At 39.6% G+C, this 25942-nt stretch carries 38 protein-coding genes and 1 tRNA gene; 6 read left to right on the plus strand and 33 right to left on the minus strand.

Features of this window, described 5'->3' with window-relative positions:
- Positions 1-8 precede the first annotated feature (8 nt).
- From BA81_RS19930 to BA81_RS12320, 10 genes are all read right to left on the minus strand, one after another.
- Complete coding sequence (locus BA81_RS19930) at positions 9-950, minus strand: hypothetical protein (RefSeq protein WP_227001678.1); 942 nt, start codon at positions 948-950, stop codon at positions 9-11.
- Between the two features lie 309 nt (positions 951-1259).
- On the minus strand, positions 1260-2057 hold the full coding sequence (locus BA81_RS12285) for a PD-(D/E)XK nuclease-like domain-containing protein (RefSeq protein WP_080701213.1): 798 nt from the start codon (positions 2055-2057) through the stop codon (positions 1260-1262).
- Positions 2029-2928 carry a hypothetical protein gene (locus BA81_RS12290; protein WP_034282429.1) on the minus strand — a complete coding sequence of 300 codons (900 nt, stop codon included), beginning with the start codon at positions 2926-2928 and terminating at the stop codon, positions 2029-2031. The genes BA81_RS12285 and BA81_RS12290 overlap by 29 nt, the downstream gene beginning before the upstream one ends.
- A gap of 107 nt (positions 2929-3035) precedes the next feature.
- Entirely contained in the window at positions 3036-3257 is a 222-nt protein-coding gene (locus tag BA81_RS19775) for a YqaI family protein (protein WP_034282431.1), read from the minus strand.
- Complete coding sequence (locus BA81_RS12300; protein WP_034282433.1) at positions 3254-3484, minus strand: hypothetical protein; 231 nt, start codon at positions 3482-3484, stop codon at positions 3254-3256. The genes BA81_RS19775 and BA81_RS12300 overlap by 4 nt, the downstream gene beginning before the upstream one ends.
- Before the next feature lie 189 nt (positions 3485-3673).
- A complete protein-coding gene (locus tag BA81_RS19575) occupies positions 3674-3844 on the minus strand; it encodes a hypothetical protein (RefSeq protein WP_155267116.1) in 171 nt (56 codons plus the stop codon).
- Positions 3845-4114, minus strand: coding sequence for a hypothetical protein (locus tag BA81_RS12305; RefSeq protein WP_034282435.1), 270 nt, complete (start codon positions 4112-4114; stop codon positions 3845-3847).
- Between the two features lie 2 nt (positions 4115-4116).
- Positions 4117-4374: a helix-turn-helix domain-containing protein gene (locus BA81_RS12310; protein WP_227001679.1), complete on the minus strand. Its 258-nt coding sequence runs from the start codon at positions 4372-4374 to the stop codon at positions 4117-4119.
- A gap of 96 nt (positions 4375-4470) precedes the next feature.
- Positions 4471-4668: a helix-turn-helix domain-containing protein gene (locus tag BA81_RS12315; RefSeq protein WP_034282439.1), complete on the minus strand. Its 198-nt coding sequence runs from the start codon at positions 4666-4668 to the stop codon at positions 4471-4473.
- 54 nt (positions 4669-4722) lie between these two features.
- Positions 4723-4962: a helix-turn-helix domain-containing protein gene (locus BA81_RS12320; RefSeq protein ID WP_003213298.1), complete on the minus strand. Its 240-nt coding sequence runs from the start codon at positions 4960-4962 to the stop codon at positions 4723-4725.
- A gap of 121 nt (positions 4963-5083) precedes the next feature.
- On the opposite strand from BA81_RS12320, the gene BA81_RS12325 reads away from it, so the two are divergent.
- The 5 genes from BA81_RS12325 to BA81_RS12345 all read left to right on the plus strand — a co-directional run bounded on the left by BA81_RS12325 (position 5084) and on the right by BA81_RS12345 (position 8191).
- Entirely contained in the window at positions 5084-5503 is a 420-nt protein-coding gene (locus tag BA81_RS12325) for a helix-turn-helix domain-containing protein (RefSeq protein ID WP_034282441.1), read from the plus strand.
- A gap of 18 nt (positions 5504-5521) precedes the next feature.
- The gene (locus tag BA81_RS12330; protein ID WP_034282442.1) at positions 5522-6172 is read left to right on the plus strand and encodes a hypothetical protein; all 651 of its coding nucleotides are present in this window, start codon (positions 5522-5524) and stop codon (positions 6170-6172) included.
- A gap of 77 nt (positions 6173-6249) precedes the next feature.
- The gene (locus BA81_RS12335; protein ID WP_034282444.1) at positions 6250-6744 is read left to right on the plus strand and encodes an ImmA/IrrE family metallo-endopeptidase; all 495 of its coding nucleotides are present in this window, start codon (positions 6250-6252) and stop codon (positions 6742-6744) included.
- Complete coding sequence (locus tag BA81_RS12340) at positions 6737-8020, plus strand: tyrosine-type recombinase/integrase (RefSeq protein WP_034282446.1); 1284 nt, start codon at positions 6737-6739, stop codon at positions 8018-8020. Before BA81_RS12335 ends, BA81_RS12340 begins: the two co-directional genes overlap by 8 nt.
- Before the next feature lie 98 nt (positions 8021-8118).
- A tRNA-Ala gene (locus BA81_RS12345) sits at positions 8119-8191 on the plus strand.
- 53 nt (positions 8192-8244) lie between these two features.
- Here BA81_RS12345 and BA81_RS12350 read toward each other — a convergent pair.
- The 19 genes from BA81_RS12350 to BA81_RS12425 form a co-directional block, all read right to left on the minus strand.
- Complete coding sequence (locus tag BA81_RS12350; protein ID WP_034282447.1) at positions 8245-8427, minus strand: hypothetical protein; 183 nt, start codon at positions 8425-8427, stop codon at positions 8245-8247.
- A 116-nt stretch (positions 8428-8543) separates the two neighbouring features.
- Positions 8544-9347 carry a peptidoglycan recognition protein family protein gene (locus tag BA81_RS12355; protein WP_034282448.1) on the minus strand — a complete coding sequence of 268 codons (804 nt, stop codon included), beginning with the start codon at positions 9345-9347 and terminating at the stop codon, positions 8544-8546.
- 19 nt (positions 9348-9366) lie between these two features.
- On the minus strand, positions 9367-9630 hold the full coding sequence (locus BA81_RS12360) for a phage holin (RefSeq protein WP_034282451.1): 264 nt from the start codon (positions 9628-9630) through the stop codon (positions 9367-9369).
- A gap of 11 nt (positions 9631-9641) precedes the next feature.
- The gene (locus BA81_RS12365) at positions 9642-9854 is read right to left on the minus strand and encodes a BhlA/UviB family holin-like peptide (protein WP_008344062.1); all 213 of its coding nucleotides are present in this window, start codon (positions 9852-9854) and stop codon (positions 9642-9644) included.
- 56 nt (positions 9855-9910) lie between these two features.
- Complete coding sequence (locus tag BA81_RS19310) at positions 9911-10057, minus strand: XkdX family protein (protein ID WP_075621941.1); 147 nt, start codon at positions 10055-10057, stop codon at positions 9911-9913.
- Complete coding sequence (locus tag BA81_RS12370) at positions 10058-10405, minus strand: hypothetical protein (RefSeq protein ID WP_034282453.1); 348 nt, start codon at positions 10403-10405, stop codon at positions 10058-10060. It lies immediately after the preceding gene.
- A 2-nt stretch (positions 10406-10407) separates the two neighbouring features.
- Complete coding sequence (locus BA81_RS12375; RefSeq protein WP_326149629.1) at positions 10408-11751, minus strand: pyocin knob domain-containing protein; 1344 nt, start codon at positions 11749-11751, stop codon at positions 10408-10410.
- A 105-nt stretch (positions 11752-11856) separates the two neighbouring features.
- Complete coding sequence (locus BA81_RS19315; protein WP_080701214.1) at positions 11857-11985, minus strand: BhlA/UviB family holin-like peptide; 129 nt, start codon at positions 11983-11985, stop codon at positions 11857-11859.
- A 22-nt stretch (positions 11986-12007) separates the two neighbouring features.
- Positions 12008-13213 (minus strand): hypothetical protein, encoded by a 1206-nt coding sequence (locus BA81_RS12380; RefSeq protein ID WP_034282457.1) that lies wholly within the window; start codon positions 13211-13213, stop codon positions 12008-12010.
- Between the two features lie 87 nt (positions 13214-13300).
- Positions 13301-13684 carry a phage tail-collar fiber domain-containing protein gene (locus tag BA81_RS12385; RefSeq protein WP_024423249.1) on the minus strand — a complete coding sequence of 128 codons (384 nt, stop codon included), beginning with the start codon at positions 13682-13684 and terminating at the stop codon, positions 13301-13303.
- A gap of 11 nt (positions 13685-13695) precedes the next feature.
- Positions 13696-14619: a YmfQ family protein gene (locus tag BA81_RS12390; RefSeq protein ID WP_034282459.1), complete on the minus strand. Its 924-nt coding sequence runs from the start codon at positions 14617-14619 to the stop codon at positions 13696-13698.
- A complete protein-coding gene (locus BA81_RS12395; RefSeq protein WP_034282461.1) occupies positions 14603-15652 on the minus strand; it encodes a baseplate J/gp47 family protein in 1050 nt (349 codons plus the stop codon). The genes BA81_RS12390 and BA81_RS12395 overlap by 17 nt, the downstream gene beginning before the upstream one ends.
- Positions 15645-16067: a DUF2634 domain-containing protein gene (locus BA81_RS12400; RefSeq protein WP_034282463.1), complete on the minus strand. Its 423-nt coding sequence runs from the start codon at positions 16065-16067 to the stop codon at positions 15645-15647. The genes BA81_RS12395 and BA81_RS12400 overlap by 8 nt, the downstream gene beginning before the upstream one ends.
- Before the next feature lie 14 nt (positions 16068-16081).
- On the minus strand, positions 16082-16348 hold the full coding sequence (locus tag BA81_RS12405) for a DUF2577 family protein (protein WP_024423253.1): 267 nt from the start codon (positions 16346-16348) through the stop codon (positions 16082-16084).
- Positions 16345-17355, minus strand: a complete 1011-nt coding sequence (locus tag BA81_RS12410) for an XkdQ/YqbQ family protein (protein ID WP_034282465.1) — start codon at positions 17353-17355, stop codon at positions 16345-16347. The genes BA81_RS12405 and BA81_RS12410 overlap by 4 nt, the downstream gene beginning before the upstream one ends.
- Before the next feature lie 11 nt (positions 17356-17366).
- Positions 17367-18035 (minus strand): LysM peptidoglycan-binding domain-containing protein, encoded by a 669-nt coding sequence (locus BA81_RS12415; protein ID WP_034282467.1) that lies wholly within the window; start codon positions 18033-18035, stop codon positions 17367-17369.
- The gene (locus BA81_RS12420; RefSeq protein WP_034282470.1) at positions 18028-22347 is read right to left on the minus strand and encodes a transglycosylase SLT domain-containing protein; all 4320 of its coding nucleotides are present in this window, start codon (positions 22345-22347) and stop codon (positions 18028-18030) included. The genes BA81_RS12415 and BA81_RS12420 overlap by 8 nt, the downstream gene beginning before the upstream one ends.
- On the minus strand, positions 22348-22485 hold the full coding sequence (locus BA81_RS19580; protein WP_095357030.1) for a hypothetical protein: 138 nt from the start codon (positions 22483-22485) through the stop codon (positions 22348-22350). It abuts the gene before it with no gap.
- Positions 22486-22526: 41 nt separating this feature from the next.
- Positions 22527-22967, minus strand: coding sequence for a phage tail assembly chaperone (locus BA81_RS12425; protein ID WP_012011040.1), 441 nt, complete (start codon positions 22965-22967; stop codon positions 22527-22529).
- 185 nt (positions 22968-23152) lie between these two features.
- On the opposite strand from BA81_RS12425, the gene BA81_RS20165 reads away from it, so the two are divergent.
- Positions 23153-23209, plus strand: a complete 57-nt coding sequence (locus tag BA81_RS20165) for a putative holin-like toxin (protein WP_350223447.1) — start codon at positions 23153-23155, stop codon at positions 23207-23209.
- 283 nt (positions 23210-23492) lie between these two features.
- Here BA81_RS20165 and BA81_RS12430 read toward each other — a convergent pair whose 3' ends face one another.
- From BA81_RS12430 to BA81_RS12445, 4 genes are read right to left on the minus strand one after another with little or no spacing between them, the layout of a single operon-like run.
- A complete protein-coding gene (locus BA81_RS12430) occupies positions 23493-23936 on the minus strand; it encodes a phage tail tube protein (RefSeq protein WP_024423257.1) in 444 nt (147 codons plus the stop codon).
- A 1-nt stretch (position 23937) separates the two neighbouring features.
- Positions 23938-25284 (minus strand): phage tail sheath family protein, encoded by a 1347-nt coding sequence (locus tag BA81_RS12435; protein ID WP_034282473.1) that lies wholly within the window; start codon positions 25282-25284, stop codon positions 23938-23940.
- Positions 25285-25287: 3 nt separating this feature from the next.
- Positions 25288-25500, minus strand: a complete 213-nt coding sequence (locus BA81_RS12440) for a YqzN/YkzM domain-containing protein (RefSeq protein WP_034282476.1) — start codon at positions 25498-25500, stop codon at positions 25288-25290.
- On the minus strand, positions 25487-25942 hold the full coding sequence (locus BA81_RS12445) for a phage tail terminator family protein (protein ID WP_034282479.1): 456 nt from the start codon (positions 25940-25942) through the stop codon (positions 25487-25489). Before BA81_RS12445 ends, BA81_RS12440 begins: the two co-directional genes overlap by 14 nt.

Genomic DNA, 25942 nt, shown 5'->3' on the forward strand with positions numbered 1-25942 from the left:
AATGTTGTTCAGAACTCGCAGTGAGTATCTCGTATCTGGCCTGATAGACCTTTTCTTCTTGCAATTTCTTGGAGTCTCTCAGCCTCTTCGCTAGTGCTGGATTTGCTTTCTCCAACGCTTTTAAGGTATCCCCCATACTCTGCATCCTTCTTCACTCCTTCGGGTGTCCAATTTCTATGCTTTTGTTGTTTCCGCTTAAATTCTGAAACATTATTAGGTGGTTTTTGTTTGGCATGCCAACGATCAAGAATCGCTGATTCTAGGTACGCGAATGATTTAATACCGTCTGCTCTATGCTTCGGCTGGAATTGATCGAATATATCGTCGATCCACTGCAAAATGTTTTCATGCGGGATTTTCTCCTTTAGAATCCTTTCAATGGCAGCTGAATCTTTTGGCGTTAACATCAACCCACCTTTTCGAGACAAGTATTTATCTTCGATTTGTTGGAAAGGAGTTAGATCATTTCCTACAGGCTCTCTCTCTTCTTCTTCATATACATTCTTTACATTCTTAACATTCTTGTTTGTGATCATTTGATGTTCATCTGATGATCTTTTGATGTTCATTTGATGATCATTTTGGTGATCAACTTCGTTATTTTCTTGTTGGTAAAGCGCCCATTTATTAATGGTTACAACAGAAAATTTGTTGCTCTTTTTGATGCTCAGAAAATTCATTTCCTCTAATTTTTCGAGCCATCGATATACTGTAACTTTTCCAGTTACTTGATCACTTTTCCTAAGCCCGTGATTAAACATTTCAGCAATATCGTACCTACCAGTCACAAATTGACCAGGCTCTAATTCCACCACCTGATTACCTATCATCTGCTGATGATGTTTATGGCTCGCTTCAGTAAGACAGATGAGCCAAAGCCTAAGCAGGTTAGGATTATTGAATACTGGATTTTCACGTAATTTTCGATGTAATTTGATCCACCCTCGCAAATGACTTCCTCCTTCCCAATTATTAGCTATTAAAATATTTATCCTCGATTTTTATAAATTTCAGATGCGATGAACACATAGATGCTGATACACATGCGTTTATTTCATTCAGATCGTTCACTTATTCACGCCCTTTCAACTTACATAGGGCATACATACCGCTAATTTTGATATAAGTAAGCCCAGTTTCGTTTCTCTTAATGAAGTCTTTTACATATGATCTAAACAAACTGGCTTGGTCTTTACTTGATCCTGATAAAGACAAGTAAACATAAGGGATAGGGACCTTTATCAAAAAATCCTTTTCCATCAACCGATCAGCTCCGAAAAATGAATGATCCTGTTTAATTGATTTGTGGAACGACAATACTTACATTTTCCGCATCGATTTGGCGGCTCACCGCCATGTTTCACTTGAATGATTCGCTCCATATGCTTCTCAATATCTTCAAGCTCGACTTCCATTCTGGAATTGTCTATGTTGATAACGGCTTTGTCTGGTGGATCTTCTTTTGAAATGGCAACGATAAGAGGCTCCAGCCATTCATCCCTTTTAGACATTTGCCTTTCTAGCTCTGCATAAATTGCCATTTGTCCTATATATCCGTAAGCCTCGACAAATGAACAATAGCCTAGTTCTTGATCCCAAACTTTTTCTCGAAGGGAACGTGTTGTTTTAAGATCAGCAAAGCGCCCACCTGCTGGGTTGTACACATCGAGTTTTCCTTTCCAAGGCACTCCGAACAATTTACCTGTGATGATCACTTCTTTATCTCCTTGAAGAACAAACATACACAGATCATCGTTCTGAATTGATTCAATCATGAGATCAGCCAATTGATATTGCTTATACAGTTGGCCCTTTTGTGTATATAGAGCAGGTGTGTTCATCTTGAATTCATCAAAGACCTGCTCACCTTCAAGCCAGGCATGGACGTATTGTCCGAATAGAAGAGCCTCAGAGGACGGCGGTTGCCATTCTCCGTTAATCTTTGCAATCGTAGCCGCCTCACACTCTAAGAAACTTTTATATTGAGAATTAGACATGTAGACTTTATCTATCTCGTTAGAGTAATAGTTATCTTGATTGATCACCGGAATCCCCATTTACAGGATCACCCGCCTTTTTATTGCTTTCTTTTTGTTCCTTCTGTTTTTGGAACTCTTCTTCTGCCTTTGACTTGGTGGCGCTGCTGACTTTGACATTGAAGTAATCTTCCTTTTTCGCCATACCATCACGTAATGAAGTGTAAATGCGACCAATCTTAAGATAATCTTGCTCAGTAAAGGCATCTAATTTGCTACCGACATATTCCTCGATCATTTCCTTAGTAACACCAAAATCAGTTTTAAATGTTGATAATGCTTTTCTTAACCGGTCTTCTAAAGGTTCTTGATGACCACTAATCAGTGTTCTTTGGCACATATCAACTGCGGCATCAACAATATCTCCTGGTATTACTCCAAGAATGCACGCACGAACTCGACGCGCACCTAGATTAGCTACAAGTTCATAAATATCTCTTGGGTCATTCAGTTTTGTTATAGTTCCCTTTGCTTTCCGTTCGTGTTTTACCGTGAAAAGTTTTGTTTGGCGGGTATTGGTTTCAAGATCCCACGCATACGCCATCACTGACGATTCACCAGCTTTTTGTTCGAGTTCCATGATTCCATAATCAATGTTTCCCCAGTTCTGGGCCAAAGCCTCAGCAAGCCGGATGGAAGGACCTGAAATTTTTGATCCGCCTTTTGGATATTCGTAAACTGCACTTTCGGCCAACAGCTTTCTTTCACATGCTTTTTTGATTCGTTCAAAAGCAGCATAAACGTCTCTTGGAAACTTCTTTGCTATGACCATAGCTGCTTGTACTTCCTGTGCCTGCCGACTAACCATAGCTTCGGTTGTTACTGAAGTTCCTGCTGATGGCTGTGAAGCTGCCATATAGTTTGAGTAATCAACATTTGACAATCCATTCATATAAGAAACCTCCATTGAATTTAGGTGCCAACCTGCTTATAATAGTGGTTGACACCATATTCTGTGTCTGGTTATTTAGATGAGTTCACTTGTGGGAGTGAACTCTTTTATTTTGCTGTTTTAAATTCAAAATCAAGCTCCTCTGCAAGATATCGTTCTAGATTTTCTCGCAAGATCAATTCACCCGAATTTTTATCCTCAACATAGTCATCTTCCAGCAAAATCTCAGACCCATAAAAATCAATTCCAAAGTGTTCCTCTTGCCTGATCATATCTTTTGGATATCCATATCTATTGATCTCAGTGATGATCGGATGCTCAATATTCAACTTCTTCCCTCCTCTTCTGTTTGATATGAAAACCATGAAATCTCTAATTTTTTTGAGCAGATCGCATCTGCCTTTAGTTGTTGAAATTTCTCAAAGGCTTGTTTATCAGGAAATTGGAACATTGGCTTACCTTTGTTAGTCATCACAATTGATCCATTCACTTGTGATAAATAGAACTGATCAGACTGTCTCTCACTGAAAGGTTTAATAACTGGTTTAGTTCTCAAGACTTCTTTCCTCCCTAACACATTATTTGATGCTTATTCGCATCGTCCGACTGCGGATGGAGCATGATTTGAGGGGGTAGGTGTGCACTGACCCATCCGCAAGTCGGACGACAAGAATAAGCCTTGTCGTGATCTCTAAATAACGCTATAATGAGATCGATCATTTTGTTATTCATGGTTTGAAATGATTTAAGCAGTAAGTGTCGGAGCTTGCTGCTTTTTTCTGTTTTCTATTTCCGTTCTGATCTGTAATTCCAGAGCGGCTAATAAAATGAGCCCTTCCTCTGTATGACGCATCTGACATTGTTTCACGATATCTTTCGCCTTCATTAAACGACTTGCTGTGAACAAATACTTCACCTAGATCAATCCTCTCAATCTATTTTTTAGTGATTTTGGATATTTGATTTTTGTAACCCTCGCAGCCTGTTTTAATAAATGAACCTTAGCTTGGCTTTCGTAACGCTGAATTTGGTTTAAAGATTTAGCAATATCTTTGTGAGCTGCTAATGCCGTATCTGTATCAGCACTCTCTAATGCTTTCATTAATCTTTTTTGTAGTTGTTCAATACAGATCATTTCAGCTGTTACCCCTTCATGATCAATACTCTTGAAAATTGCTTTTCTCATCTTCATCCTCCAAACAAAGCCATGATGGCTGTAATTTGCTGCGTGACTGCAAGTGGATCGACACCACATAAGGTTGCGATCATGGCTTCTTTTGCATTTGTCGCCTCCATCCACCGTACATATGTAGGAACATCAAGCATCTTTTGATCATTCTCGATCTTTGAAATGCAACTCCGCGAGCGGCTAAGCATTTCCGCTAACTTCTCTTGGGAAATGCCTGCCTGCACTCGGGCTTTACGAAGCACCACACCCAACTTCACAATCTCCCCACCCCCTTTCAATGTTCCTATCTGGAACATGTTCCGAATCGGAACAGCAAATCTCATATATCCGCTGTATTCTAAGGTGGTAAATTCTTAATCATTCACTGGCTGAAAGTTGGATTCCATTTGTGACATTTGCCATTCTTCTAGAACTTCTCTTTTAAAGAAAATTCTTTTTCTTACTCGGAAGAACGGTATTTGTCGCTCTTTCACCATTGTGTAAACCGTGTCGTGATGTACTCCAAGAAAATCAGCTGTTTCTTGAACGTCCATAGTTGATTTTGTTGGCATTTTGAGAACCTCCTTCAGAACTTGTAAACCATAAGAACCGCAAAAATCATTTTATTAACCGGTGTTCTCTTTTTCATTTTGTAACTCTTGTGTACCACTTGACTCAAAAAAAATATCCCTTGGATCTTTATTTAAAACACTTGCAATTCTCAGCATAGTGAAACCAGATGGCTCTTGTCCGTGAAGCTCAATTTTCGTAATGTTTGCGCGAGACATTTCAGTTCTTCTTGCTAATTCAGATATTGACATTCCAACACCTTTTCTGATCTCACGTAATCTGTTAGTGAAAACCATGTGTTACACCTCCTTGAACAAATAGTAACACAAGGTTTACAGTAGTGTCAATCATGTTTTACACATTTTCTGTTTTAAAGAATTTAAATATAATGTAAACTACGTATTACAGGTGATGCTAATGTCCAAACTTGGAGAATATTTGATAAAAGCAAGAGGAAAACTGTCTCAAAGAGAAGCTGCCAAACGAATTGGCATAAGTCATACCTACCTTGGAAAAATTGAAAACGGAAAAGACCCAAGAACAGGTAAAGACATCAAACCAACTCCCGAAACACTCAAATTAATTTCTAAAGCATATCAATGTGATTACGAAGAATTAATGATCAAAGCTGGTTACATCGATGAGAATGAGACAAGTAATTCTGAAGGTCCTAAACTTACTGAGCATCAAAGAAAGATTTATGAGTGGGCAAAATCCCATGACGGATTATTCTTTGATAGCAAACCAGAAGATGTAGAAGAATTAATTGAAGAATTTGAAGTGGTCTACGAGTTGTTTAAAAAGAGAAAAGAGAGAGAGAAAAAACAGAATAAATGATTTCTTTAGGGGGCAATTATGGGGAAGAAAACATTATTTGTAATTTGCCTATTATTATTCGTTCTCATAGCTGGATGTAACTCAACTAAGACGACGGATGAACCTTCGGCAAACTCACAAGAAAAAGTTTCTGAGAAAAGGCAAAAAGAAACTAATGAAGAACAGACAAATGACAGTTATAAAGATGATGAAACAGGAGAATTATTTAATTACTTAAAAAGCCAAGAAAAAATTGAATCACAGAAAATGGGCCCGCTCAATATAAATTTTGAACATGTCAACATAATGAAGTTGTCAAATATTCCTGATGATCGCCTAAGTGACTATCAAAGTTTAACGGATATTGAATTATCAAATCCTTTTCATTTTATTGATATAAAATTTTCTGTAGAGAATACTGATAAAGAAACTATGAATTTTTCTGGTATTAGTCATTTAATTTTAGACAATAAAGAACAAATTAAGGTCAGTAGTAATAACCTTTATACTGACATTGAACAATATGATATGAAACTTTTTGGTAATGCGAAAAGAGATTATCAAATCGCTGTACCCATAGAATCTGATGTTTCTAAAATAAAAAGCGTTAGAATTGTTATGAGTGCACCATTTGACGAAAATTTGAATAGCGTTTCCAAACCAAAAGAATTAACAGTTAATTTAAAATAAATGCTCGATAAGAGTATTTATTTTTACCCAAAAACAGAACACCAGTTCCTAAAACTAACTTGAAGGAGCTTATTAAATTGAAATATAACTATACTCATTTAGAAGATAACGTTAATAGACTATATGCAGAAATGAAAATCTTAAATCCTTCTGAACAATCTATTGATACTATTTCTGAAAAATTAGGGATTGAAGTTTGTTATAAAGAAATTTCATCAAGAGCCATAATTACACAGGATAGCCAAATTATTATCTTAGATAAGAGATTGAATAAAAGCATTAGATGGGAAAAGTTTTGTCATGAAGTTGGCCACATTCTTTTTCATAAAGGAAATCAACTGATGATGCCCGATTCATTTAGGTTATATCAAGAATGGAAGTCGAATAATTTTATGTACCATTTTGCAGTACCAACTTTTATGTTGAGATCAGTAAATATACCTGTAGACCCTGACCTAGCAATTCAATTTTTAACTAAAACTTTTAAAGTTACTCCATCATTTGCGAAGCATCGATTAAACCTTTACAATCAAAAAGTTTTTTCTCAGACAAGGAGCGTTTTATATGGCTAGCATTGAAAAAAGAGGCAGTAATTCTTTTAGATTAGTTGTTGAAATTGGATATGATGCTAATGGCAAAAGGTTAAGAAAATATAAAACTATTCGTATAGAAGATCATAAACTGTTAAAAACAAAAAGAAAATTACAGGACTACCTCTCAGATCAACTCTATCAGTTCAAGATGGAAGTGAATTCTGGAGAATATATCGAACCAGAAAAACTAACCTTCGAATCCTTCATCTATAAGTGGAAAGAAAAAAAGCTCTACCAAAAGAGTGGAAAACCTTATTCTTTGACAACATCGGATGTTTATTGGAGTCTCTTAAAAAATCACATTCTCCCCGTTTTTGGACATATGAGAATAGAACGAATAAAGAGTTTACATATCGTAGACTTTTTAGATGATTTATCAAAGGATGGTGCAAGAAAAGATGGTAAGCCAGGAGGATTAGGAGAAAGATCAATATTAGATATTTTTAAATTACTACAGGTGGTTTTTAAAACCGCAGCTGAAGAATGGAAGATTATCAAGATTGATCCAATGAAGGGATTGCCCTTGCCGATCAACGAGAAGAAGGAAATGAACTATTTTGAAGCTGATGAAGCTGCTCAATGTATCAAGGTTCTATATGAAGAAGTTGATATCAAATGGAGACTTTATTTCTTAGCAGCGATGATAGGAGGATTGAGACGCGGTGAAGGTCTTGCACTCGAATGGCATTTAGATGTAGATTGGGATGCTGGTGGATTTAAAATTAATCGTTCACTTTCAAAGACAGTTGATGGCAAACCACATGTGAAAGAACCTAAGTCCAAAAGTTCAAAACGATTTGTGCAGATGCCAGATTGGTATATGAATGAATTGTCTCTTTACTATCATATGTGGAAAAGAGAAAAGGAAAAGCTAAAGGATGCCTGGGAGGGTGGGGATCACCAATACATTTTTCATAGTGGGTTTGGAAAGCCCTATTATTACACAACACCAACTACCCAATGGAAACGAATCACACAAAAATATAAAATAAAAAATATCCGTTTACATGATTTGCGTCACACTATGGTTGCTTTATTGATGGAAGCTGGTGAAAGCATAAGTGCTATTCAAAGACGTGCTGGACATGCTAGCGCCAGAACAACATCTGATATATATGGCCATGTAACAGATGAAATGAAAAAGAGTGCAGCGAATCACTTTAACAAGTTTGATCCTAAACATCTGAGAAACACAAAAACAGAGATAGGAAATTTCCGTCCCCAAGTCGTCCCCAAGGTTAAAAATAATGCATAATACAAATTTGAGAGATTTTTCATCAAAAATAAAAAAATAGCCTTCCCCCTTGTATTCTAAGGGGGAATTAAATATAATAATATTTGTTGAAACATCCCGGGGCATTAGCTCAGCTGGGAGAGCGCTACGCTGGCAGCGTAGAGGTCAGCGGTTCGATCCCGCTATGCTCCATACGAAAAACCATTCTTGTAAAATCAAGGATGGTTTTTTTATGTACATATCTCTTACAGTTCTGTTTGTTCTTTGTTTTTTCTTAATAACTTTATGATGCGGTATGTGATCACAGAAAGATAAGTTAGGATGAGAATGATTGTATAGGACACAGGGAAGTCGCTCGTCATTTCGTGATAAATGAAATAGATGAGCAGCACTGACAGCATAATGATCTGGAGCAGTTCTTTTTTCATTTTTCTCTCCTCTCATGATAGGGATTTGGCCAATTATATCACAAATGATGTCATTTTTTGTTAGCTATCAGCAAGGAAGCATTTCCTCACTTGCTGATAGCTTTTTTTATAGATCATCATTTCTTCTGTAATTGTTCGATTTTGTTCTTCGTCTTCAGTCCGTAAATTCCGTCTGCAGCTAAGCCGTTCATGAGCTGGAACCGCTTGACCGCATTCGCCGTTTTCGGTCCATAATAGCCGTCAATCCCGTTGTTTTTTGCCCCTTTGTCTGGGTAAAAATAGAGAGAAGATAAGGCTTTTTGCACAGCTGTGACTTGAGGGCCTTTTGTTAAGGGCTTGGTGACTTTTAAAATGCCAGATGGCAGATTTGACGATTTCTTTTTGGAAACGGGTGTTTTGTGGCTCAAACTTTCTGCTTGAACTGGTTTTCTTGTACTTTTGCTGCCGGTATGCGCTGTGGCTATTCCAGCTTTAAACTGATCCCACCGTCCGAGAAGTTTCCTTGGACATTCTTTCCCGCTCCAATGTTTATGAGGCACTACATTTGATAAAGGAATTCCGAAATCTCCCATCAGCTTTCGAATGAGCCATTGAGCATTTTCGACTGCTTGTTCAAAGTTGCCGTCTGCATTTTCACAAATTTCAATACCAATTGATTTCATATTGCCGGTGCCTCTGCCATCCCCTGCGTGCCAGCCGTTTTCGTTTAACGGTAAATGCTGATAAATCACCTGATTATCAACGGTGTAATGCCAGCTCACCCCGGTACTTGAACGTGCAACAAATGCTGCATGACTGGCCGCATTAGCACCTTTTGCACTGTTAGACGTATTATGCACTGTAATATAGAGCGGCTTCATCGTGTTTCCTGGTCTGTTGCGATGTTGTTTTGGAATCAATGCTTGAATGATTTTTACCATGTCGTTTCTCCTTCAAGTATTATTTTGTTAGCCCTCTTTGTTTCAGAGCATCTTTTTGTAATTGGCCTTTGTAGGTCACATAATTGTTTTTAAACCAAGCGATAACGGCTGTAACCATAGTAAAAATCGTAGAACCTGCCACATAAAGTGCCTCACCAACGGTTTGTACTTGCTCCTCACTAATCGGCAGCACCGTCTGTCCAAACATGATAAGCGTTTGATTGATCAGAGCAATAAAAAGAAGCACTGTGCGAATCACAGTGCCTTTGTCGAATGTTTTCATGAGTTTTCCTCCTATTTTAAATTTCGTTCTATTTTGTCGAGTTTGTCGATCACGACGTCATACTTTTCACTAAACTTGGCTAGCACATCATTTTGCGCCTCGATTTGCTCATTGAGTTTGTTTTCTCTTTCCTTTGTTGTGTTTAATACGTAAAACAGCACCCAACAAAACAACACCGCAAACGGTCCTTGTGTCATTAAATATTGAGTCAAATCCATTTCCACTGCACTCACCTACTCCCTCACTTTGCGCATCCTTAAAGGAGGCAAAATAAAAACGCCTATTCAGCGTTAGTTGGATATTCTTCTTTTGTTATTTCTTTGTATTGTTTTGGCGTAATCTTCTCGAACCGAACAAATTTTGCTACGTCTTCATTTTCATAACACTTCCATTGATAGAACAATGAAATACTACGGAACCAATCCAATTAAATGACCCCCTTTTCATTCAGCAACATGATAAGTTCTGATATTATTTTTGATTGTTCTTCTACTCTTTGTTCTGCCTCTGCCAGTTGCTGAAGCAGATCAGCATTTTGCTGTTTTAATAAATCAATTTCTGATTGTGGCAGCGGCTTTGGCTGCAAGCTATCAATGTATTCTTGTGTTGCCGACTCATACCATTCTCTTTTCGCTTCATTGTATTTACCTTTGTACAAACCATCTTGAGGTCTTACAGTTGTATATCCTTTTGGGATGTCTGCGTCCCCTTCAATTTCTATTTCTTCCCCTGGAAGGTAATTAAATTTTTCATCGTATTTATATATCCAGTTCACTTTTATCCCTCCTGAGCCGCCATGAATTTAAAGCCGAAAGTGATAAATTCATTTGGGTTTGTTGAATTGGAGACACTTTGTATATACACATTACCATCAGTATCAATATGTGTTCTGTGTGTTTGTGGTGTTGAACCAGCACCGATACTAGATGCTACCCCTATAAAATGCATACCCTGTATAGGGCGATAACCACTTGGTAATGTAAAAGCAGGTACCTCAAAACCGATAGTACCCCCTGTAATTGAACCAATTAACTCTACCTCTCCAAATGCATTCATATAAAATTGCACTTTTTGAGTCCCGTATTCTTTCCATCCGTTTATTATTTTTGTCGGGGACTTCCATTCTATTTGCTCTGCGCTGGTTAACAAACGTTCCCATTTTGACCATACACCATTCGCTATTGTCTTACGCCACGTACGGTTTAAGTTGTCAAAGCCAATTGCCTGCCCGTACGTACTTGTGCTATTACAAGTCCAGATCCCCCTTAACGCAGTACCAGGTCCATTGACCGGTGCATTTGCAGACACAAAATGAACTAAACCTCGATACTTTGGTAATATTTCATGGAAATCGTCCGTATTACTGATATAAACCTTCCCCTGTCCATTATTATCAGTAATAGGGAATGATTGAATAGCATTTAAATCTGTAGATGTGAGCTGCCTTTCCCATTCAGTCCATGTATAGTCAGTCTTCCTAATTCTATAAAAAGAGTTCAGACCATTAACTGCATCATATATAGCTTGCAGCAGAGTATTCCCATAACTGATCACTATCATAAATGCCCTTTTGATTTCCTTTGGACCATTAAGACCAGCATTATAAACGAGATACATTCCTGTTTCTGTCATTTCGTTATAGTCGGTGGTTTCACTTATGCTTTTGTAAAAGGGTTGACCGTTATCTCTTGTTATTTTATGGAGCTGACTGTTGTTCCATTTATCTTTTTCAGCTGCTGTCGGAATCTGAGTCCAAGTGATAGATAAGTGGCTAGAATTATAGTAGAAGTAATATGCATTACCTGAAGTATCTATCGCAAAACCTGTTCCAATGTTATTTTGTCCCACTGTCTGTATCCCTCTAATGGCAAATTGTGAAGGGCTATCCTCTATTCCACTGGGCGCATAAAATGTACATGTCCCTTTGTCTTTAATTGAGTCATAAATTTTTGAGCCGACCGGAATATTTAAAAGTTGTCCCCCATTATCCCCCGTAATTTTATACAGCTGCGACTCATTCCATTTCTTCTTTTCTGAACCAGAGACGTGAGGGTTTGTATCTCCTGTATGAAGATTGAATTGTTCTAATAGTTCCTGGTCATTTTCAATCAAAATCTTCACTAGATTGTTAAAAAGATCTGCATGAGCCTTATCGCTCGTACTAAAAGGTTGAGGTGTTTTTATGATCTTTTTCTCCTTTCAAAAAACCATTATTATTAGGCGATGTTATGCATTGAACTTATGTTCTCGTTCCTTTGTTGTATTAAGCACATAAAACAGAATCCAGCAAAAGTGAACGGCAAATAGGCCTTGTGTCACTAAATTTTGAACGACAGTTACCTCCGATTTGTTCACACACTTTCTTTTTCAAATAATCCTATCTTAGCTGTGACAAGGTAACATAAGCTCTATTTACCGTAATGGTTCTCCCAGTGTTTTTGGGTGTAATATAAAATGTTAATTTGTCTCCTGCTTTAAACTTTTGTTGAAGGTATAATACACATACACTTGATGAGACCACAGGATTCCAGTTACCTAATCGTTGAAATTCTGTACCATTCACATAACATGACAAAATACTATCTGATCCAACAGGAATGTTATTGCTATTAAGATAAAGCCTAATTAAATACAGACCATTGTTTTTCAGTGTAATTTCAGCGTGCGAACGATTATACTCTCCTAGATCGTCTGATCTTGTATCACCAAAATTCAGTTTTGTTGGAACGTTTTCAACGGCTGATACAGAAGAATTATCGAGATCATACGTATCAACAAAAGAAGTATTATCCATATCCTCCTTTGTTAAAACACGTTTCCAGCCTTGCCACCCCAAATTTAAATCAAGATAGTTTGTATACATGTAATTGTTATAATCTATTGCTATGACCCATCCAAATGTACCTTTTCCATTACTATCTTGAGAAGTAAAATGATACATACCACGACACGATCTTGTTGTTGGGCTGTTTAATGCTTTACCTGTGGCATAAAATGTACCATGCTTGGGGCCTAAAGAAACAACCTTTTCAAGTAAATCTTCACCATCAGAAACAGATAGAATCACCCCTCCATTATCTGAGGTGATCTTAGATAATTGTCCATCGTTCCATTTATTTCTTTCAGCATTTGAAGGGAGCTTTGTCCAGTTAATAGCGGTATCTGCAGCATTATAGTAAAAACTATAAGAATTACCAGCAATATCTACAGCAAAGCCAGTACCAATGTTATCTTGACCTACTGTCTGTAATCCTCTCAATGAAATATTTGCTGGGGAATCTTCTACTCCAGAAGCTGCGTAAAAAGTACACGTTCCTTTCCCTTTTATCGCATCAAAAATCTTAGCATCAGCTGGCACATTAATTAACTGACTTCCATTATCCGCTGTAATCTTATAGCTCTGAGAATCGTTCCATTTCTTCTTTTCTGCTTCAGATGTATGTGGGTTTGTATCTTCAATATGATGGTTGATTGCCTCTAATAGACCCACATCATTGTCAAGAAAGTCTTCAACCATATCGTTAAATAGGTCAGCATGTGCTTTATCAGTTGGTTTAAAAGTTCGAGGTGTCTTAATCTCCATGATCATTCTCCTTTCAAATCTATCAATGCTTGCTTTGACGATATTGTTCTAGCAAAAAAACATTGGGATTTTCCTGAAGTCCCATCTTTAATAAATATCATCAATCTCAAAAACAAATTCGATGTCGCCGTCTTTTTGTTTGTCTGTCATGGTGCGGATGGCGGTGAATTTGCCGTCTTCGTCGACAAGTGCTAGTTCGTTGATCACTTCTCCTGCCAGTTCTCCTTCGGCGATCGTGCAGGTGTAGCGGATTTTTGCTGGTTCCATGAAGGTAAACGAATCAATATTTTTTTGGACTAGTTCTTTTTTGAGTTTTTGTTCAGTGCCGTCTAGTGAGATCGGTTTTCCATCCTTCGTTCCCCCATTTCCAAATGCCATTTTGACGACTTTTGTGAGTTTTGTTCCTTCGGCTCTTGCCTTTGCCATTTGTTGACGTGCATACAGTGTTGTTACGGTTAATTGATCAGCCATTGTGATCCTCCTTATAAATCTATTTTTTTAGAAGTTGCTGCTAGCATTTTTGATCCGTCCAGCGAAACAGATCCATCGAGAATCCAGTAATGATCCTTGATCAGTAAGCTTCCATCCTGCTCAGTTTGGACGTGTACTGGCAGACGGAACGTCATCTTCTTCTTTGTTTGATGCTGGAGCTGATTTTTTGCGCGTAAAGTCAATGCCGCTCCTTGCTTCGTTTCATGTACCGCTCCAGTCATGACATAGTTCATGCGATATGCTGTTTCTGACTGATGTTGAAGAGGCATCCTCATGTTTAATGAATGCCGAAAACGAGCAGGCACATCCGTTGCACCTCGCGTTCCGCTGAGATAAAACGTACCATTTAAGACAAATTCACCATTGAGTAAAATCGGGATATGATCGAAAAAACCCACTCTGCTTCGCAGTGTGAGCCTCCCGTGATGATCATTTTTTTCATGTACATCAGTATGATGAAAAGCCGTGAACGTATAAGCCAAGTGTGCGGGCTTTAACGTTTCAAGTATTTCTACAATATATCTCGTGTTTTGCAGATCATCTAGGTTCACACGTAAGGCAAAGTGATAGCGATTGGTTGTGAGACGGATGACAGCACTTGGATTCTTGAGAAAGCGATTGACTGATTTCTCTAATGAAAGATACGTGATTGGCGGAATATTTGACATCATATTGAGTAAGCGTGCCCTGCGCAGTTCAATTGAATCATCTGATTCCCGCTGCACCTTCAGCATTCTTTCCCATCTATTCAATCCCCATGTCGCTGTTAAAGGAAAGAACTGATCCGTTAAGTCGAAAATAGATTCGTCCAATCCCTCAAATTCCGGTGCCTCTGTCTTGAGCAGGTGCTCCACTTCATAAATTTCTGTAAAATATGGCGGCAAGTAGGTTTTCATTTCATCCTGTTTGCTCAATAACCTTCACCTGCCTAAGACGCGGAATCTCAATGTCCTGTAATACTAAGTTTTTCGACTCGCCATTCAATAACACATCTGCATAATCTGACACACTTTCTGAATGGTACAAAATATCATTTAAAGCGGACATTCGAATGGTACTCTTTTCAAATGCGATTGATTTCAACAGCGTCTTGACCTTTTCTTCTATTTCTTTCTGAGCTCCTTCAAGGGTCCAGTCCATTTGAAGTTCGACAGCCACTTCTATGTCGATATCCAGCCATTTGGCGCTTTCAACGGTTGCTTTCGAGCCTATAGGCGCTTGTCCTTCTCCTTCACCTGGCACTGGGTCGATATATTCCTGTACCCTTTTGACAAGAAGGTCTGACGCAACATCTAGATTGCCATCTGTGATGACAATTTTGACTGTCCCTTCTCCGTTCCAAAGCGGGAACACTTTCGCTCTGCCAACACCGGGCACTTCCTCAGCCCATTTTTTATAATGCGCCCTGTTGGCACTGACCGCCTCCCGCCTCGCACGTATTAAATATCGATCATATAAAGAAGCGTCATCTTCCTCCTCTTGACCTGGTATCACCAGTTCTTTCATCGTAATCGATTCAAGTCCTGGAATTGTATCAAGTGACAGCAGCGGCTGATCTGTTAATTGAACATTGCCGGCTTTACCAGGTGTCTCGCATTCTAGCGTGCCATCCTTCGAATACTGGAAATAAACGTCTTCAATAAAAAAACGTGAGCCAGCTGGAATGTTGATACTGTCTGGCTGAATGACCGCTGACCAAACCGCTTTAGTGGCTGGTTTTCTTTCGATCCCTACTTCAGCAGCCCGCCGATCTAGAAACTCTCCTTGTGCTGTATCTGCAAAGACCAGCTCAAACACTTGATCAAGCCAAATATAGGATTGGGCCAGTTCAGCGGCAGCAGGTGCCAAGGCATTCCAAATCACGCTGTTTTCTCTTTTATCTATGTCATCTGGCAGTCTGTCCAGCATTCTTTCCATTAATGCTTCGTACGTCTGTTCCTCAAACATCGCCCTCCATCACCTCCTCTATTTCTAATGTGCCCTCATCTGTGACAATCGCTAGTTTGACATGAAATGAGTCATTTTGCTTTGTGACCTCTAACTCTTCAATATGATCAATCCGCTCGTCAACGATCAGTGCTTCCTCTAGCAGCCTTGGAATCTCCATTTCTTTGTATTCATCCGTAGCTTCTGTATCCGTCAATAGCTCCTGAATTTCAGTACCAATGTCGTGGCTGTAGATAGGATGTGCATACCGCTCTGTCCTAAGTGTCATATAAACGAATTGCCGGATTGCCTCGATGCCTGAAATGGTTTCGCCTGTCAGTCTGCCAGTTTCAAAATCTATTCGATACGTCGTCGAGGTTTCGACCTCTTCGTCTTCTTCTGTTTCCTCGATTTCTTCCTCTGGTGAAAGTGCCACGTTCATCACCTCCCTTACAATTTGTCGATGATGTAAAAGGACTGGCCTCCTGCCATTGCAAGCACCATAATACTGTCTCCCCTTTTCAGCTCATCATCCTCACCCTTATTTAAGCGCTTCGGCCAAATCAGTAATTCTTCTGGAATGATCAGTTTATGATTTTCATTTAATCGGATGCTCAGAGGGGAAACCGCCGTGACTTCTCCGATGACAAGATCAATTGGAGATTCTGCGTCTACTGCATTTACTGCCAATCGTTTAATCGCTTCACTTAATCTCACGCTTGATCACCCTTTGGCATGGAATTTTTCTCAACAACATCAATGGTCATGGTGTGTTTCACTCCACTGAATTCATGTTTGTCTTGATCGATCCAGTAAGTTTTTTTCACGTTGATTTCAGGAATTTTCAAATAGATTGGGAGACCGCTTTGCAGCTCTGGAATTCCTAACGCTTGTATGCTTTTGACTTCTTGTTTGACGCCTTTTTTCTCTGCCAGCCGTACTTTAGCTCTTTTTTGCAGCTGCGGCTGGTTGATTTGCCCTGTGACTGTCTCAACATGCTGTAAAATACCGTATTTATTCTGACCGGCTTTATCCTGTTCGATCACTACAATTTCGGATTTACTGCCTTTTTTCTTATTCTTCCCCTGTTCATCAGCAGACGTACGCATCTTGACACGAGTGGCTGTCTCTTCAATCGAGGTGCTGAATTGATAGCTGATGAGATTGACGCCTGATTCAATGACCCAGACGTCCTCTGGATCAGGCCAGGCTCTCAGCCCCATCTTGCCTTTAGCAGAATAGATTTGATAGTTTCTTCCTGTTTGCCGCTTCGTTTCTTTCAATGCTTTCAATATCATGTCATACAGGCTCGTGTCATTTTTAAAGACTAGTGATTTTATGACATGTCCTGTATTGGAGATAGAAGTCATTGGAATTTGAAAGTCGGCTCCAATCCGCCTTAAGATTTGATCTGCTCTTTGATTTGAAAAAACATAGACATCTTGGTTTTTCACCAAATATTGGAGCATATCGTATGCAGTAAACGTCAGCTTTCCTTCAACCGGCGTCCGCGAAAAAACAATGCCTCTAAACAGCTCTTTTCCTTTCCATTTAAAAAGAACCGTGTCCCCTTCTGAGACACGGTAATATGTTTGACTGCCTTGCTTTGTGATAATATTTGCCTGAATAGAGCGAGGGGCTTGATACCTTTGCCCCTGAAGTGTCACACTCTCTGTGACAAGCTCATACATGGTGCCGCTTCTGATGGCAAAAAGCTCAATCAATGCCAGCCCCCCTATTGTGGTATTTTTAACCTTTGTCCAGGGAAAATCCAATGCCCCGGCTGCTTAATATTGCGTCTGCTACGTTTAATCATCGCTAATTTATTGGCATTCCAAATACGCCGCCATTTTGTACTGTCGCCATAAAACCTGCCAGAAATGGCCCATAGCGTATCCCCTTTTTTGACGGTGTACATTTTTGGTGGTGTTTTTGAAGGTCGTTTCTTTTTCGTTTGTTTTGCTTTTTTCTTACGTTTTATTTTCCTAGGAGATGCAGTTTTGTATTCCTTTAACTCGATCGTAAATTCACGATCTCCAATATCATATGACCCTTCCTTGTGGGTGAAGCTTTCAATGCTGCACGTCATATTGATTTTTGTTCCAGTTACAATCAACCGCACGGATTTCTTTGAACGCATCATTCGTTCAATTTTCGCGATAGCATTCTCTGGTGATGGAATGCTTTTATATTCAGCAATCGGCGAATATTTCTTAGGAAATAATGAGGTGAAAGATACTTGTTTCGCCGATGGTACGTCAATAAAGGTCAGTTCTCCAAAAGAGGCGACCTTTACTGTTTCATTTTGTACGTTGTTAGTGATTTCGAGTTCGGAGGGAAGGACAGGGAATCGCAACTTGTCCTTTCCTTGGGAAATCCACAATTGATACACTGATTTACCCATCAATTACGACCCCCTTCGTTCCTGTATGAAGCTCTACTTCTAGTTCATCTACAAGCATTTGTTTAATTTTTTCGACTAGCGATTGCTGATCTTGTCCATTATGGAAATGCTGATCTCCATTGAATTGAATCGTAATCTGTTTATTACCTGGCGAAGTTGTACTGCCAGTAGACTGAGCTGAGGTAACTTGCTGCATCTGTGCTTCCGGTAAAGGAGCAGATGCATTTGATGGATCATATACTTGCATCCCAAGTGCCTTGGCTGCCTGCGTCAATAAATACCTTCCGCGAATGCCTCTTTCCTCTGGAATGATCCATTCGCGTTTATTTCCTTCACCGACTCTAGCCACCTGCTCTTGAGTAATCAATCCGCCATTTGCATAGCCTTTATAAGGTCCGCCTCTTCTCATACTTCGTAATCCCGGCGTGTTGAAGACTGTTCCATATCTTCCCTTAATGTAGTTAATAGCTGCTACGGCATTATGAATTGGGTTCCAAATGTCATTCATGCCTTTGCCTTTATTGGCGTTAAACGTCGTTCCAATGGTTTGCATTAAGCCTTTAGAAGGGGTTCCCTTTTTGGCGTTGGAATCCCATAAGTTGATCGCTCTCGGATTTCCACGTGACTCATGCTGCGCGATGGTCATCAGACCTGGAAGCCAGCTCATTGATGTACCAGTTGCCATGATAGCCGCCATGAGCCATTGTTTAATATTAAGCCCTGAAGCTCCCATACCGCTGAAGGCACCGATTAATGAACCAGCCTGATTTTCAGCAAATTTTTTCACATCAACTGAGTCGAGCCCTTTTACGACACCGATCGATGCAAATTTCCCAAGACTCATCATGACGCGTGAAGGGGAATGAATGTCTAATTCCTCTCTAAACGCCTGTTCTACTTTCTTCGCCATTTCTTTGGCCGCTTGCGTGACTTCGCTTCCTTTGGAACGCATGCCGCTGTTAAAGGCGTCAATCATTCCAGAACCCCAGCCTGGTGATTCTTGTTTTGCTTGCAGGAATGGTTGTTTGATGTTTTGATCTACGTATTGGCTCGTGCCAATTGATGTGGCATTTTGGCCTGCTGCAAAACCACTAACTGTTCCAGAACCCCAAGTGGGTGATGCTGTCATGACTTGTTGGTAGGGTGCTTTTACACGACTTTGCAAGAAGCTGTCTGTTCCTGTTGGTGTCATCTGCTGACCGTTTGCAAAGGCAGAAACCGTTTGCTGACCATACTTTCCTGAGTCTGATGTCAATTGACCAAAAGGCTGCTGAATATTCTTTTGTTTCCATTGATCAAGAGAGATGACTTTACGGTTTAACCCTTGTTCAAAATCGTCATTAAATTGCTCGCCAATGCTAGAAGCTTGAATGTTCGCATTCATTGAGACTGATCCGCCTCCGCTCATTGAACCTACAGAAGATGATGCAGTTGTAGGAGCTGGGGAGCTTGATACTTGTTTTTTTCCAGCTGCTCCGCTTGGCATAACAGACATTCCAAGATGAGAAGCAGCCTGAGCAAGCAGCATCTTTCCGCGTCCTCGGTTATTTTGAGTTGGAATAACAAATTCGTTACCTGCTTCACCAACCCATGATAAGGTTGGCTGGGTGATATAACCGCCTGTGGCTTTTTTACCAGGTTTAAAATCCTTTTTCCCGTTTTCTCGACCTTTTTCAAATTTCACAATATGCCTACCAACGAGTTTTGCGCCTTCACTTTTGAGTAAATCCCATGAATCTCCTAAAATATTTTTACCCCAAGATTGAACATTACTCCACTTACTTGACCACCAGTCTTTATTAAATAAAGTTGAAGATATAGTTGCTTTTGCAGTTGACCAAATTGTTTTTGATTGTTCCCATTTACTTTTTGACCAACTTTTTACGTTATCCCACTTTTCCCCCCACCAATCTTTGTTAAAGACCGTTTCACGAATTTTCCCTTTAATTGAATTCCATATGTCGACTGCGCCATCCCATTTTTCTCTGGTCCATTTTTTTACATTATCCCACTTCTCTCCCCACCAATCTCCGTTAAAAACAGTCTCACTAAGTTTCCTCTTAATAGAATCCCATATTTCGACGGCACTATCCCATTTTTCTTTGGTCCATTCCTTTACATTATCCCACTTCTCTCCCCACCAATCTCCGTTAAAAACAGTCTCACTAAGTTTCCCCTTAATAGAATCCCATATTTCGACGGCACCATCCCATTTTTCTTTGGTCCATTCCTTTACATTATCCCACTTCTCTCCCCACCAATCTCCGTTAAAAACAGTCTCACTAAGTTTCCCCTTAATAGAATCCCATATTTCGACGGCACCATCCCATTTTTCTTTGGTCCATTCCTTTACATTATCCCACTTCTCTCCCCACCAATCTCCGTTGAAAACGGTCTCACTAAGTTTCCTCTTAATAGAATCCCATATTTCGACGGCACTATCCCACTTTTCTTGAGTCCAGTCCTTGATAGCATCCCATTTTTCACTCCACCATTCGCCATTAAAGACAGTAGATTCTAAAACTCCTGTAACGTATCCAGCTTGTTCTGCCCACCATTCTGAATTGAACAGTGTATTCGATGCTGTAGTTTTTATATCTTCCCATTTCTCACTTAAGTTTCCTAAAGACGTTTCTGCAGAAGTTTTAACACTCCCCCACTTTTCACTCCACCATTCGCCATTAAATAAAGTGTTTGAAATATTCTCTTTAAGTTTTGAAGTATCAAATATCTCCCCTAATTTTGATCCACCAAAAGTGCCAGCCATGCCTCCAGCAACACCACCGATTGCAGCTCCTACAAATGGTATTGGAATTAGAGCCTGACCAATTGCAGCTCCACTAACTCCTCCTGCAAGACCTCCAGAGAAACCACCTACTTTTTCCCCAACGTTTTCTTTGGTTGTTCCTATTAAATCTGTTGCACTTAATAAGTTCCCTAATACAGGCACTCTTTTTAATAACTTACTACTTCCTCTACCTATATTTTTTAATGAATCGCCTAAACTACTTAACCCGCCGCTACCTTTCATCAGTCCAGCAAGTCCCGCAACGGAGGCTACTATGCCTGTAGTTTTCTTCAATCCACTAGGGATTTTTTCAAAAATCTTACCTGCATTTGTTTTCAGTTTTCCTAGTCTACCTGGAGGTCTTCTATTTCTTTCAGCTCTAGAAGTGGCGGTAGGATTTGTGGGCTGCCTTTGAGCACGGCCATTTCTATTTCTAGTTCTATTAGAACCACGCCTGCTTAAACCTCGAGCACAACAAGGGCAACAGCTATTACGAAACAAACCTTTTCCTTTTTGTTTATTTGGCTGCGTATTAGGAGTTGAATTTGTTGATGCTTCAGTCGTTTGATTTTGAGCTGAAGAGTTACTGTTGTTCTCGCTTGATTGATTTTTCGGACCAAGGATCAAATCTAAGCCTTTGTTAAACCATTTGTCTAAATACTCCTCAGGATTGATTTTAATCTTCTCACTAATTCGTCCGATCACTTCTTGTTTGTATGCGTCGATTTTCGTTTCAATCCAAGGGAGTGCATTATTATCCCAAAAGTTTCTAGGACTCAATTTTTCCTTCAATTTATCTGAAACGTCACCTGCATATTTTTCAATTTCTTTTAGGGCCTTATTTCCCAAATTACCCAACCAGCTCTGTTTGTTTTCATTCGTTTTTGTAGCAGCAGTTGCATTAGGTTGCTTTTTTACTTTCTTTTCTTTCACAACAGACTCTGCCTGATCTCGTTTTTTCAGCTTACTTTTTGCATTGTCTTGAACAGACACTCTGATTTCGTGTTTGGACATCGTCAAGCTTTTGAGTGTCTTTTTGATTCGTTGAATTGCAGCCGTGGCTTGGTCAACCATGTTTAATCTCATATAGTACGTTCTGTTGATGAGCTGAAGGATTGATTTTTTGATCGATGACATTTTCGCTGACAATTGATCGTTTAGTTTAAACGTCAGCATAATGGAACTTGTCCCCATTTGTTTCAAACGATCTATGTTGGATTTAATGACATTCAGCCCCTTCGCTTGAAAGGATATGACCAGATGATTTGGAATCATATTTAACTGATTGTTCAATGCTTTTAGATCCCGATAGATTCCTTGATCCAGCCTCATAGAAAATACTGAAACTTTCCGCAGCGATAAAGTGAGGTTTCTTAATTTCTTTTCATCCATTTCCAGACTTATTTTCACTGGTTTTCTAAATGGTTTGAGCTGCTTCTCAAACGTTTGAAATCGTTTTTGAATGCGTAATAACTTCTTCGACACCCGGTCTTCTAATTCAAATCGTGCTGTAAGTTTCGCCAATTATTTACCTCCTTTCTTTGCTTCTTTTTCTAGCATGTCTAGCTTGTAGCTGATGAGTCCGAAAAGGAATGCTTTGAACGGTCTTGGGGATTCGTATAATTCCAGGAGTTCAGATGGGGAGTAGTGAAGCTCGTGCATTGCGTAATATAAAAACACCGCTTCTTTATCCCCATCTTTTATTAGTTTTTTGCTGCTTCTTCTAAATCTTCAATTTCATCTTCGAATCCGTTGATTTCGATCGCTTTGTTTAACCAGTTCGCATATTCACCGCCGACTGACAGGACCCGTTTTGCTACTTCAACTGGATCTTGTGTGCTGTAGGCTTCTCTTAATTCCTTTGAGCGGAAATCTGGGTAAATCGTCGATTCAATCGCAATACGTGCGTAGAAGCGCTGGCTGTCTAAGTCTTTCACACGTCCTCTGCCTTTGACATTTTTGAAGGTTGTGTTTTCTTTTTCCAATTCATCAATACGTTCAGTTGTAATGGCTTTAAAGACAAAAGGAATGACATTCCCTTTTTTATCAACAAAACGCTTAGAAATCGGTACTTTGACTTCTTCCGCTTCTACTGTTTGTCCTGGCATAAAAAATGAAAGATCAAATGTTTGTTTTTCACTCATGTTTAAAAACTCCCTTTGTTATGTTTTTTTGAATGCAAAAAAGCACATCCATTTTTTGAATGTGCTTTCCAATCTTTTCATGTATAATTTAAATTGTACAATTGAACGGCTTGCTCAAGGGCGTCTGGCTCATCCCCGATAGGAAGGGGGTGATGCATATGTCAACATTTGAAGCGATTTCCCTTATGCTTTTATTCGGGATGTTTATCTTTACTTTGTTGACGTATATAGACAAAAAATAGACTCCCCTTGAGCTGTGGAAGGTTAAAGGGAAGTCTACCTAAAGAACCTATTCGAAAAGCCAGCCCCTTGAAGGGCCTAATTGTACATTGCCGGGATGTTAGAGCATCCTGGCTTCTTTTTATTTTATGCAAATCGCTTTGCATGTAAACATATTTTAATGAATCGAATACAAGACGTCACCAGAAGAAATGAAGACGGCTTCAAGACGGTTGTATTACAACTGCATTATAGCATATTCAGTTATTATTTTGCTAATTAATTAGCTAATTTCCTCCACTTTTCTTAGAATGTATTCTTCAGCTTTTCAGGCAGATCAAAGTCCTCGAATGTGAAAGGAACTTCTTCTTCAAGCGCCTCTGAATCAACATCCAATCCAGCGATTTTAGCAGAATCAAAGTTGACATCAAATAATGTCACACGCTCAGTGCCACGGCCTGATGATTTATCGTCAATGACAGCTTGAAGAGTGAAATATGGATCTTCTCCTTTTTTCACATAATTGAGCATTAATTGAACGAAACGGGACGTAACTTTATAGAATGTTGCCGTTCCTGTTCCGTTTGCTCCAGTTGTTTTATGTCCAGTCATTCGGCGGCCCATGACGTTGACTTCTGATTTGTTTTTCTCCACGTTTGCTTCGAAGGTTTTAATAAATGCAAGCTCCTCACCTTCTAAGAAAAGACGACCTTCTTTACCTGAAATTGTATTTTGCGCTTTAAAAGCCATCTTACTTCACCTCCACATTGAAATAGAATTTTTCTGCTGCATCTACTGGTTGAACCGCTAAATCGATGATAAATCCATCACGATCTTCATTGAGACCGATCACGATATCTGTTTCTGAATTAAAGCCTGTAATGCCGCTGCCATCTTGAAGCTGTGTAAGATACTGAGTAATCAGTGTTTTCACAAGCTGCACACCATCATCTGATGCTGGAATGTCATTGCCATTGGCTTTACGTAATTTAATCAGATTTTTTAATTCGAATGTTAAATCATTGTTGATCGCATCAAGCACACGAATGATTTTATTTTTCGCCAATTGCTGGTTCTTTTCAGCTGTAAAGCTAGTCAAGGAGTTAATATCTTTTTCAACACTCACGGTACGATCTCTCGCATCAAAGGTGAAAAGGAACTCCCCTTGTGATAATCGGTATTCTACTTGATCATTGTCAAGGCGTTCTAATGTATCGACTGCTCCTTCGTATTCAACAAAGGTCAATGACTGATTGAAATTTGCTCCGGCACTTGCACCTGCGACCCATGCTGTTGTTTGGGCAGGTGTTAGTTCTGTTCCATCTTCGAGGACAACGCCGCTTGTCACATTGATGATTCCTTCTTGGTCCGCTGCATAATTCGCCACAACCCCTTGCACCTTACGTCCTTGCTTATCACGTAGACGCTCGATAAATGAAGCGAAGGTTGCTTTTAATTGCTCACTATTATCGACTGGAAGGGCAATGACATCGAAGTATTCTGTTTCTGCTGCTTCTAGGAAAGCTGTATAATCTGCGACACTTGCCACGCCGTTTTTCCCGCCGCTTAGTGCCACACCTGCTGTGATGACGGCTTCACCTTCACCAGAAAATTGAACGTATTTGTTTTTCACAAGGTCTTTGACATCAGTGACGACCTGTTTATCCACAATATCTGTTCCAAGATAAGTGATCACATCGCGTTTTGTGCTATCAAGTACATTTTCTGCGACTTGTACTGTGATCTCATTTCCTTTTAGGCCGCCATAATTTGCTGTGACGACAAAATTTTCAGCAATTTCGGCTTTGGCCGGCTCTCCTTCATTTAGGCGGTAAAGCAAGACCGTTTGGGCTTTTTTCTTTGCTTCACGGAAAAGAAGAAGTGACTTATCATCAATGTTGAGTCCAACCTTTTTATTTAAATCTTCCATGTTTGAAACGGAAATAAAGGTTTTGGGTTCTCCCCAGCTCATCACAAGGGGAAGTGCCACTGTACCTCGATCGCCTAAAGTAATTCGCTGCTCTGCTGTTGTTTTAAAATTAAAGTAAATACCAGGACGCTTTTTCTCTGTACCTGGTGTAAAAGTGCCTCCGTTCATCCTTTAAACCTCCTTGGACAAAAAAGCATCAATGTGCTTTTTCGCTTCTGTTTTTGTAATTGGTTGATGTTTGATATAAAAAAGAGCCCCTTCAAGGATTTCTGGTTTGACCCCAAAAAGATCCTTACTGTGCTCCTTTAAGGCTTCAAATGAAAAGCCAAATTCTTTTTCTTCGCCGGCTGTTTGAGCAGGCTGAGCATGTTTAGTCTTGCTCACGTTTGATCACCCCATCTGAAAAGTTGATATCTTCAAGGCTTGCCTGTTTGTCACGGTTATACCAATAGCTGCTATCCCACGTCAGGACAATCGCTGCTACGCCTTGATCTATCATTCTTGTTTCCACTCTTTTTATGCGGACATAATCATCAAGCACCTCTCCGTCTTCACTCATCATCTGAATGATTTGACGATCAGCAAGCAATGCATCAACGATTGATTCTGCCGCATCATGTGCTTTTTCTGTATCAATATGAAAGACTTTCACTTGCAGCGAATAAGATTTCATAAAGGTAGAGACCGTATCTGGACCACTGATCACTGTCACAGGCGGCACGTAAACGGATGGCACTTGAAAGCGTTCTGGCAAAAGACGATCATACATTGTCACAGGAAAGTGTGTGTAGATATAATGCATGATTGCCCCGACTTCTTGATTCAT

Source organism: Bacillus safensis FO-36b, from assembly GCF_000691165.1.
Taxonomy (GTDB): domain Bacteria; phylum Bacillota; class Bacilli; order Bacillales; family Bacillaceae; genus Bacillus; species Bacillus safensis.